Consider the following 11470-nt stretch of genomic DNA (forward strand, 5'->3'; position numbering starts at 1 on the left):
ATCTTATTTAAACTCGGAAATTCAGAGGCGGCTAAACGAATCATTGCTGAAGGAATCGCGATTGGCTTCTATACGGAGACGGGCATGCGATACGATCCTTACTTAGAAACAGGCAGCATCGTCGCACTAGAAATTACTGGCGTGGATTTAGGGGTTTCCTTCCGATCCTTACGGCTCAAGAGTCGTCATCTGTCACTTCCTTGCAAAGAATTTATCAAGGAACTCAAATCAGTCATTGCGGTAATGTAATGTCAGGGATCTCATTTGTAGTAGAAGGTTTACTCGGGGTAAGATCTGGATTTTTCCCTTTGATCATGGTATAGCCAACTGCAGCAATAATAATGAATACAGTTCCAAGCAGTAACGGAACAGATAGGCGACTTAACAGGAGATACCCTTGGAACACCAGCAAACCGACAGCAATACATATGATTATGTAGAACAGGTAAGGTTTCATTGTGAAAGGCGCACTTTGATATAATTCTGGGAATGTACGCGGAAGTCTTGCTGCGGATAAGACAGGGAAAATGCTTGCGATGAGTAAAACGCCTACTCCGAGTTGAGAAATGGTTTCCAAAGATACCCCGGTCACAATGGGGATAATCCCAAGTATATAGTAAAATGTTAGTAACCAATGAGGTGTCCCGAATCTTTGATTTACCTTACCTAACGAAGCTGGCRGCCATCCATCTCGACACGCGACTAGCATGCCTCTAGTCACCCATGAGAACGTGACATTCAATGTTGATGCCAAGGCGAACATAGCCCCGCCAATTACAAAAAATAAAAACAACGGCTTCGGCAGAATCGATGTAGCAACGTCAATCAACGACTCCCCCGCAACCTCTGAAATAGGCAATACACCAGTTGCAACAATACCCATTCCAATGTAAAGCAATCCCACAATCCCAGAACTAATTAGAATGGCCAATGGAATATCCCGCTTAGGCCGTTTCATTTCGCCGCCGAGTTCGACTATCGCATATGCCCCACCAGACGCAAAGGATGTCATCCCAACTGCCATTAGAAAGCCACTGATCCCCTGTGGAAAATAGGAAGTTGGTTGAAATACAGTAAAGTCCACCTCTGACATTCCCCACGCGATGAAAATACATAGCGATACCAATTTTGTTACGATGAGCACTCGTCCCAGCGTTGACATGAACTTAATTCCGAACAGGTTGATGAGGTAGAAAAAAGTTAATACAAGGAAAGCTACCAACATAATGGGCACGCTCTTCACGATCCCCTGCAAATAGTGAGCAAACGATATCGCATAAACTGCTATTGTAAGATGCCCGAAGGTAAATAAGCTCAGATACACGAACCCGGCTTTTGGTGAAAGCAATCGACTGGTATATGTGTACATGCCTCCTGTCGTTGGCAGCACGGACCCAAGCACAGCAAGTGGAATCGTGATGATGAGCATAAACACCGAAGAGAGCAAGAAAGCAAGTGGGACCCCCGCCCCCGTCAAGGCTATCGCTACCCCTGTAATGGAAAGTATGCCCGCTCCGACCATTTGACCAATAGCAATACCAATTGCATCGCCCAGTCCTAATACTTTTTTTAATTTCTCTATTTCATTCCCCATCCGCTTACCACCATCCCTAAGTTTGATACTTTCCATTTCTGCGAAAACAAGAGATTACCTTTTTCGCACTAAAAAAATGCTTCACACGATGAATTTGTCGAAATCAGACTTACATTATTTAGGACTTTCCCCTCATTGTCCCTAGTAATTCTTTCAGCTATAGTTACCTCATAACATATGTCTAGGCATATTTACTCCGCCCATCTCATATCATGTATAGTTGCTTGTTTCTGAAAACCAAATGTAATTTTTGCAGAAAACTAAGTTCAAACTTGAAGGGATGTTGATTTCGTATTCTTACTCTAGAGAAAATTCAGTTTATCGAGACACAATGTATCAATCCACAAGATGCCATCATTATTCGTCTGCTTATCGAGGGTGTCGCTCCACACGAAATTGTTTATTTAAAAAGTAATTCCTTAGATGAAAAAAAACAAATACTTACCGTGTCTGATGCCATGGGGGGCAAAAGGTACATCCAAGTCTCCAAAACCTGTGTTGAACGGTTTCAAGCCGCGTTGAAGCAATCCAAATATTTGACGATGGGCGACCCGCTTCAGCCAAGGAAATATACCGATCTAAGAAATGGTCCTTTCCTGATCAAAATGAGCATGTCCGACTATGTCGCAAATCGCGCTATGATCACGGAATTAGATTCTGTCATTCTACGAACCATTTATATGCGACTTCGCCGATTAGCCGAATACTACGCCCTTCCAGAGCTTACTCACTTAACAACTGTGAAGCTGGAAATGAAACAACTCGCGATTGTATAGCCCTAGATCACCAAAGGCCAATTGGCCTTTTTTCATACCATGAACAAAAAGGTGGATCCCCTACTCACTAGGAGATCCACCTTTTTTTCATTCCGTTTGAAGCCGATGAACGCGTTGTCTTCGTTTCAATAACTCTGGTAAGGCAATGCCTAACATCGTAATGATTACACCTAGCCACTGCAGTCCACTCACGGACTCATGCAGCACGATAAAGGACATAATCACTGCAGTCGGCAGCTCAGCCGCACTCATGATTGTGGCCATGCCACCGCCAATTCGCGGCACACCAATTGCAAAAAACAACGGCGGGATAACAACGCCGAACAAGGCTAGCAGTAATGCCCACGGCAATAACGATTCATGCAGTGATCCGTTCCACAGAAAGTGAGGCGGGAAGATCAGCATGACGATGATGAATGAGCCTGTTTGCATAACAGCGCCTCGCGTAATGGGCGCAATTTGCTTGGCAACCTTACCATTCATGGTAATAAACAACGCATACGTTAGTGCCGATAACAACCCCAAGCCTATACCAAGCCACGAGGGTGCTTCTACCATGCCTTTTAAATATCCACTTGCCATAATAATTCCGACAAATAAGAAAATGAGTGCGATGAGTTTATCCTTGCTGGGACGTTTTCGATCTATTAGGGCCTCTAGGATAATTCCAATCCACGTAAATTGAAACAACAAGAGAATTGCAAAGGAGGCAGACACATATTGCAAAGCCGCATAATAAAAGATCCCGGTTAGACCCGAGCTTGTTCCGACTAACATGAGCATGAGTCCTTGACGAGGTGACACACGAAATGATTTGGCTTCCGCTGAGCCTTGTCTAGCTGATTTGGCTGTCACAAACGCCATTAGCCACATCATGATTAAACCAAAAAAGATTTGACTGCCAACCACCTCGCCTACTTGAAAGCCAGACTCATAGGCCTTCTTGACAAAAGTCGACAAGAGCCCGAAGCTGATGGCGCCAGCTAGTACGTATATATAGTATTTCATGCTAACGACCTCATCAGAATATCTCTGACGGTATCCCTTGTCATCATTTTGTATTGCCCAATGCTTGGCTTCATAAATGATTTATGCACTAATTCCTCAATTCGCCGATCATCAATACCATAATATCCTAATTGATTAGGCGCTCCGAGTGAATCCCAGAATTGGCGCAGGGCATGAATGCCCTCCAAGGCAATCTCATGATCTGTTTTGCCAGCAGCATCAATGCCGAAAACCGCCATGGCCAGCTTCTTCATGCGTGAAGGATCATCCTCAGCACAATGTGTCATCCAGTTCGGGAACACGATGGCAAGTCCACMCCCGTGAGGGATATCGTATACGGCGGATAAGCTATGCTCAATTTGATGTGACGCCCAATCCCCTCCGTCTGTCCCACACGAGAGCAAGCCATTAAAAGCGGTTGTACCAGCATACATAATCGTAGCACGATGCTCGACATCCTGCAGATTTGACAATAGTTTCGGGGCTGCTTCCATAACAGTCAGAAGGACGGCCTCCATGAAGCGATCCATCATCGGGGTATGCTCGGTTCGATGGAAATACTGCTCAAGCACATGTGACATCATATCCACAATCCCGTATACGGTCTGATCCAAGGGTACGGATGTTGTGTAGGAAGGATCCAATATAGAAAAAGCAGGATAAGCCAACGGACTGCTCCAGCCGCGCTTCTCATTGCGATCCCAATTCGTAATAACAGAGATGTTATTCATCTCCGAGCCTGTCGCGGCAAGTGTTAAAACTGTCCCAAATGGGAGCGCCTTTTGCGGCTCAGCTTTCCTTGTGATGATGTCCCAAACATCCCCTTCATAATAAACACCTACGGAGATTGCTTTGGCACAATCAATGACGCTTCCTCCGCCTACAGCAAGGATGAGATCGATTTGCTCACTCCGGCATAGCTCAATTCCCTTCTTAACGGTCGTTAACCTGGGGTTAGGCTCTACGTCTGACATCTCAACGACAGTGGCTTGCATATCTAGAAGTTGCTTCCTCACAGCATCGTATACACCATTTTTACGAATGCTTCCTCCACCGTAAACAAGCAGCACGCGTTTCCCAGTGTTTCCTAGCTCCTGTTGCAATTGCTTGATCTGACCTTCTCCAAACCATAATTTTGTTGGATTAAACTGAATAAATGATTGCATATGTGTGTAAACTCCTTCGATGACTAATATCTACAGAAGTATATCACAAGTCCAATTCAATAACATTGGAAACAACACCATGGGTATAGACACATCCTTTCTACGCAAAAAACCGTACATCTATTAGTAAGATGTACGGTTTGGAGCACTTATATGCGGTGTAAGGGCAGCGAGAATGAAATGCTGCACCCTTGGCCAAGGCGGCTTTCCGCCCAAATTTGCCCACCATGATATTGCACAATTTCCTTCGCGATCGCAAGTCCTAAGCCGCTTCCGCCAGAGTTACTGCGCGATTTGGATACCTTGTAGAAGCGTTCGAATATATGTGGAAGATCCTCTTCACTGATCCCGACACCCGTATCGGACACTCGAATAACGAGCTCATAGGGCTCATCTCTGATTTCAATACGAACATCAATGGAACAGCCGCTTGTAGAGAATTTAATGGCATTATAGATAATATTAGAATAAACCTGTTCAATTCGATCCGCATCCACCGTTAGCATTTCTTGCCCATCCATCTGCTCCATGCAGAGTGTATAGGTAATTCCCGCTTTTAGCGCATCTAATTCATACTTGTCAAAAAGTTGACGAACCATCGTTGCACACGATGTTGGTGCAAGCTGGAAATGGAACTGCTTGGTTTCAAGTCGGCTCAACTGATACAAATCCGTAATCAATCGTTGTATACCAACGATGCGCATGTGCACCACGGATAAGTATTTCCTTTGCTCCTCCGGCTCCTGAATCACACCATCCAGAATCGCTTCTACATAGCCTTGTATCGACGTAAGAGGCGTCCCTAGATCATGGGATATATTCGATAAGAGATCTCGCCGCGAGGTCTCCATCAAGATCAACTCATTCGTCCGTTCTTTAACCTTGGATTCGAGATCATTATATAATCTAGCATTCTCAATGGAAATTGCGGCTTGTGCCGATAATAGCTTGATCACATCTAAACGATCTGATGTAAATGCGTTGCGAATCAAATTATTTTCCAGATAAAAGACGCCAACTAAGTTACCTTGGTGAAGAATCGGTTCACAGAAGATTGACTTACTCTCGGCTTGTTGAATATAGGGATCGTTTGTGAAAAAACCACCGTTCTCCGCATCATCTAACACGACCCCCTCTTTTATACGTGCAACATACTGAATGATAGCATGGGGTAGATTGTCGCGTGATTCTAGCAAGACAGAGCTAACTGTACAGGAGTCCCGACCCGCACTAGCAAGCATCTCCGCTTCAACGTACAATCTTTCCTTATCCTTCAGAACAAGAATACTCCTCTCCGCACCAGAAGAATACGTGACGATTTCCATCAGACGTTTGATCAATTGCTCCAAATTCACTTCACTTGAAAGTGAACGGGATGTGTTCATAATGGTCTTGAAATCAATGGCTTGTAAGGAGTAGTCACTGATTTTAGTTGCTGCCACATCTGTAGACTCAAGTAAGCTGATTAAATAACCCGGATACCGCTTGATCAGATCCTCGGCTTTCGCCGTCGCCCCCCAACTGACATAGCCGAAGTACGCATCAACGAGGTACGTTTTGGCAATTTTGTCACGTCTAAGCTGCTTATAATACTTTCCAGCGAGTTCACAAGCGATAGCTTCATGATGAATGAAACCGTGTTCTCTTGCTTGGCGTATTGCATTATCATATCCTTGCTCGGCCAGGTGTGTTTGTCCCGTCACTCGATGCCATTCAGCGTGCATAAGCAGACTGAGGTGAAGAAAGTTCTCCGGACCATGCTTAGCCCACTTATCCATTTTTCGCAGCATTTTCCTCACTTGTTTCGTACAAGTCTTCTGCTCACTCATGGACATGTCACTAAATCTGGCAGAGATGGATAAGACAAAGTAGAAATAATTCTCTGGCATATGAAACAAACCAAAGGAAGCCACTTGTCTCGGTTCAGCAACTCTCCCCATTCTCACAGCATCCTCATAATACCCAAATAAATAATATAACATCATTTTTTTGACGGTATATACGTGGAGGATTACTTGATTCGGATGATTTTCCAATTTTCGTACAAATTGTTCGTCTTCCTCTTCATTAGTGCCGATTAACAATGGATTTAAGGTCTTTCCTTCTACATTCAAAATAACCATACGAAGCAGTTCCATCATTAGAAGCGTATCATGATGATTCGTCTGCTCCAAAATCCGATAGTTTCCGGTTAAATCTTCGAGCACTTCCGTGAGCGTAACTCCCTGGAAATCTTTGATCAACACCTGGTAGGTCAGTGCATATCCTGCAAATACCAAATCACCATCTTCAATCCCGCTCCGGAACGAATCTTTTAAATGTACAAGGCAGTTTTGAAGCGGTTTTACCCACGGGGTTATGAACAATCCAAAGGAAAAATAGCTTCTACTTCGGAATTGATGTGATTGAAATCTCTCGTTCATGCGATTGCTCAGTTGACCAAATTGATATCCGCTCTGATAATCGCCGAATCCGGATCCCAGAATTAAACCATACGCACCATACACATAGGCCATCGCAGGCGAGTTTCCGTATCTCAATGCAAGCTTGGTCATGTTAAGCATAAACAAAACAAATAGATTCGTATTCACAAAGTAGGCAGATACAGCGACACTTATCATAAGGTTCATTAATTTGGTGCGATACGCGTCTTCCATGATCGGTAAATCATAGAGCTGAAGTGTGTTTCTTCGCCCAATCAGTCGCTTCACATTTAAGTAAGCAAGGGCAATGTGTACGCTCGTAGGTGCTTCCACTAACCGAATGCCATGCTCCGCCAAAACTTTCAAGCCGACCTTGACGCTTTTATGCTGCTTTCCAATATTGGTGTACAGCACCACTTGCAAGTTATACAATTCCAACTTCTGCTCAGCTGTTGTCGCTTCTTTCAGGAGTTGTTCATAAGAGATCTCAGCCTCATCCGCCTGACCGTTCAAATAGAGTACTTCTGATTCCTCTAATCGAATGGTGTAGCTTAATTCATCCAATTCCATCCCTTTGATCTGACTCATTACTTGCAGAGCTTTATGATAATATTGAAGCGCTGATCGGTAAGCATTCGAAGCTTTCGCTTTGCGTCCTGCACTAAGATTATACTCAAGCAGCTGAATAACTTCGGTTCGCTCGGTGATCAAGTCAGAACCCATATTCAAATGATTGACGATTTCAAAAATCCGCCGTTCAATTTCAACTTCAGTCAATTCCGAGAGAAGCAATTGGGCAATGTTCAAATGCATCTCTGTGAGCTTCGCGCTTTCAATGGAACCATAGATGGCTTCTTGAATGGAGTCATGGACGAACATAAATCGGATTTCCCGTGCGCTAGAATCGCCTTCTGTATAAAATTTATAGTCCATACCTACTGGAATAATTAATCCGCTTTGAATGGAAACTTCCAGCTCCTGCAGTGCATCCACAAAGGAGCAACGCATCATAATCCCCAAAGCCTCCAAGTCAAAGAAAACACCTAAACATGAAGCCGAGCGTAAGACATCTTGCGTCCTCGAAGGCATGCGCTCTAATTTCTCTGCTAGAAGAAACATTAAATTATCCGTAATTCGCAGCCTTTGAATCTCGACCATATCCCAAATCCAGCGATTAACTTCATAATTGAACGAAAGCAATTTTTGTTCGTGCAAAGCGGTTAGGAATTGTTTGACGAAAAAGGGGTTCCCCCCTGTTTTTTGTACAACTAACTCAGCCAGTTCCACGACTTGCTCTTGCCCCGTTTTCAAGGACTCTGCAATCATTTGCTTGACATCATGAATTTCCAACGCTTGGAGCGTTACTCTTTCCTCAATGAGTCGAGTTGGCAGCTTATCCAGTAACTGGACGTGCATGGACGACAAGCAATTGCCCTCATATTCACTTCGATAGGAGCCAATAAACAAGAAATATTTCAACTGTGAGTCATTGAGTAGCAGCTCCAATACTTGTAAGGAGGCTGTATCCGCCCATTGTAAATCATCCATGAATAAGACAATCGGCCGATCCTTGGCACAGAAAATTAATAAAAATTGCTGCAGCAAATAATGTAATCGATTCTGAGTTTCTTGGGGTGGGAGCTGCTTCGCAGCAAGTTGTTCCCCGATCAGAAGTTCAAGTTCTGGCACAAGATCCGTTAAAACTTTACCGTTCGTTCCCAGTACCTTGAGCAAGCGTATGCGATAGTCATCAAGTTGCTGATCGTTCATTGTCAGTAGCTGCCGGACGAGTTCTTGCAAGGCCTTGGCAATCGCATGATAGGAAATGTGTTGCATATTGGGCTCGAAGCGACCCGATAAAAACAAGCCGTTATCTTTCATAATCGTCTTCATCGTCTCAGCAATTAGAAAAGACTTGCCATAGCCTGACTCGCCCGTGACCCAGACTGCCTCTAACGAGCCATGAACCGCATGACTATAGCGGCGCAGCAGCTTTGTGATCTCTTTAGAGCGACCATATAAGCCTTGCGGGATCTGAAATATATCCGTCATATCATAGCAACCCACTGTGAAATCCTGAATACCTTCATCCGAATTGACCATCATTAACACTTGCTCAAGATCTTGAATGATCCCATAGGCGCTTTGATAACGGTCTTCTGCATCCTTAGAAAGCAGCTTCATGATAATATCTGACAACGGCTTCGGAATTTCCATTCTTATGCTTGCGGGCGGTGTCGGCGTGACAGCAAAATGACAATGCAGCAGTTCTAACGGTTCCTCTGTTTCGAATGGCAGACGTCCCGTAATCATCTCATACAACGTGACCCCAAGTGAGTAGTAATCCGTACGATAGTCAATAATCCGGTTCATGCGCCCCGTCTGTTCAGGCGACATGTAACTGAGGGTTCCTTCTAGCAATAAGGGATTTAGCATTTCTTGACGTTCTTTTGTAAACGAAGAAATACTGAAATCGCCCAGCTTCATAATTCGCTTTTGCCGATTCATAATAATATTACTAGGCTTAATATCTTTATGAAGGATATCGCGTTGGTGAACCTCGCCTATAATTTTGACCAAATGAATAGCTGCATGTAGAAAGGCATCAATCGATTGCCCAAACAGCGGAAAGTACGCAGCAAGTGTTTCCCCCTCAAAGTCCTCCATCACCAACGCTACACTATTTTGATACTTCGGCAACGCAAGAGGCTTAACAATGCCAGGGATGTCCAGGATCTTCCCAATTTCATATTCACGCTTTAACCTAGCGACATCTGTAGCAATCGGGAAGTCAGAGCGCAGCGTCTTAATGATCACCTTCTCGCCTGTTTGCTTATGTATAGCGCGGTACAATACGGTTCGCTCACCCTGATAGATTTGTCTAAACGTCTCATAATCCGGCAAATTTAACATCATATCCTCCTAGTAAATCTCGTTACTGGAAAAGGGGTTAGAGCATCTTACCATCCCATGGCAGCCCCTTCGAGAAACGTTTATGATCATGCATATGATACATTTTCAAGACATCGAAATGCCCCAATTCAAAGGTATACATGTCCCAAATCTTACAGGGCTCTTCCTCAGATTCATCACGTGTCAAAATAGCATTAACTGCCCGTCGCGCTGCTTCATTCGCGCCTTCCATGGTTGCTAGGTTTGTATTTGTCCGAACATAGTCCGAGGCAAGGAATAAATTCGGTATGCCGGTAAATGCTTCTGGACGGTCATTCCAAGTCCCTACACGGTTTATGAGCAACGGCTCCATATTCGTGCAAGCACCTTCTGGATTGACGAATTGAATATCCGTATCCAGGAACCAAGAATGGAGAACAGAATCCTCTAGAATAACCGCACCATCCACGTTAAGGCTTAGTTTCATTTGAGCCCAAACCTCTGCCTTAATTTCTTCCGCAGTACATTGAGTCGCCGTTTTGCCGAATAGAAGGCCAGGCGTATCCCAATCCGAGATATCAACAGACAGGATACCTTTCACTGTGCCATCGCCATATTCGCTTAAATTCACATCCGGCCAAAATTGCTTCTGTGAGACCGAAGTTAGGGACCACGGGGCGTCCAAATAAATCACATGACCATGTGTAATCGGCACATCTTCCTTCAAGTAATACTGAATCCCGTTCATCCAAGCAACAGAGTCAATTAGCTTCTGAACGCCTTGAAGTGACGGATCTGCTTCCAGCATCGCATCCGTGATCATTTTCCCCATAACCTCAACCGGAAAGGCCGCAATAAAGTAATCCGCTTCGATATCAAATGTTTCACTATTCTTAGTAATTGTAGCACTTCGTATATGTCCATCGACACAATTAATGCTCTCTACTTTAGCATCCAAATGATAGTTAAGACCTTGATTCTGTAGATAGGATAGCCACGGGTATATCCATTTGTCATTCGTTGGACCATTTAGAAGACGCACAAAGCTCGTACCTGGTGTCGTAATGTCTAATGTCATCTGAACAGCTACAGGTCCTACCGTTTGCGTATTCGATATCTTAGACTGACAGGCAACCAGCGTTTTCGTGAAGCCTGCGAAAATTTTCTGAAAGGCGGGTGACTGTTGCTCAGCCTCAATAAACTCCCACCAATCTATCAAATTGTATTCCTCACGGATTCGTTCCTCGCAGCTTGTCATGACCTGCCATAGCTTACGACCATATTGCTCCATGTCATCCAACGTAAGTCCTAACCCATTATCAAAAAGATCTTTAATTAACACCAATAAATTATCTAAGCTGAATTCAATTTTGGCCAATAAAGGCAATAATGGCGCTGTATAGGTAGCAATATCTAAACGCGTAACTTCTGTTAAATTATCGTAAACCGAACCATTCTCATAGGGAATCCGCTTCAAGGTATCAATGACATGACGATAAAATCGTGGGAATAGTCGAAAGCCGTGCTCGCCTGGCAGATCTTTTCTACCGCCTATGCCGCTTCCCACAAAAGGCATACTTCTGGCCTTGCCGCCTGGTATACTCTTAAACT

The 11470-nt window shown here is 44.2% G+C and carries 7 protein-coding genes; 2 read left to right on the forward strand and 5 right to left on the reverse strand.

Going from position 1 to position 11470, the window contains the following annotated elements:
- Positions 1–19 precede the first annotated feature (19 nt).
- Positions 20–106 (forward strand): hypothetical protein, encoded by an 87-nt coding sequence (locus tag AC1DVJ_RS28500; protein WP_477595852.1) that lies wholly within the window; start codon positions 20–22, stop codon positions 104–106.
- Positions 107–232: 126 nt separating this feature from the next.
- Here AC1DVJ_RS28500 and AC1DVJ_RS28505 read toward each other — a convergent pair whose 3' ends face one another.
- Positions 233–1594 (reverse strand): APC family permease, encoded by a 1362-nt coding sequence (locus AC1DVJ_RS28505; protein WP_477595839.1) that lies wholly within the window; start codon positions 1592–1594, stop codon positions 233–235.
- Between the two features lie 458 nt (positions 1595–2052).
- Between AC1DVJ_RS28505 and AC1DVJ_RS28510 the strand changes: the two genes are divergently transcribed.
- Positions 2053–2370, forward strand: a complete 318-nt coding sequence (locus tag AC1DVJ_RS28510; protein ID WP_477595841.1) for a hypothetical protein — start codon at positions 2053–2055, stop codon at positions 2368–2370.
- An 87-nt stretch (positions 2371–2457) separates the two neighbouring features.
- Here the strand turns inward: AC1DVJ_RS28510 and AC1DVJ_RS28515 are convergent, their stop codons facing one another.
- From AC1DVJ_RS28515 to AC1DVJ_RS28530, 4 genes are all read right to left on the reverse strand, one after another.
- Positions 2458–3378, reverse strand: coding sequence for an EamA family transporter (locus AC1DVJ_RS28515; RefSeq protein WP_477595843.1), 921 nt, complete (start codon positions 3376–3378; stop codon positions 2458–2460).
- Positions 3375–4544, reverse strand: coding sequence for an iron-containing alcohol dehydrogenase (locus tag AC1DVJ_RS28520; protein ID WP_477595845.1), 1170 nt, complete (start codon positions 4542–4544; stop codon positions 3375–3377). The genes AC1DVJ_RS28515 and AC1DVJ_RS28520 overlap by 4 nt, the downstream gene beginning before the upstream one ends.
- Before the next feature lie 149 nt (positions 4545–4693).
- Positions 4694–9880: an AAA family ATPase gene (locus AC1DVJ_RS28525; RefSeq protein WP_477595848.1), complete on the reverse strand. Its 5187-nt coding sequence runs from the start codon at positions 9878–9880 to the stop codon at positions 4694–4696.
- A 37-nt stretch (positions 9881–9917) separates the two neighbouring features.
- On the reverse strand, positions 9918–11470 hold a 1553-nt coding region (locus tag AC1DVJ_RS28530), incomplete at its 5' end, for a hydroxysqualene dehydroxylase (protein ID WP_477595850.1).

Source organism: Paenibacillus sp. P4_A9 (assembly GCF_056402415.1).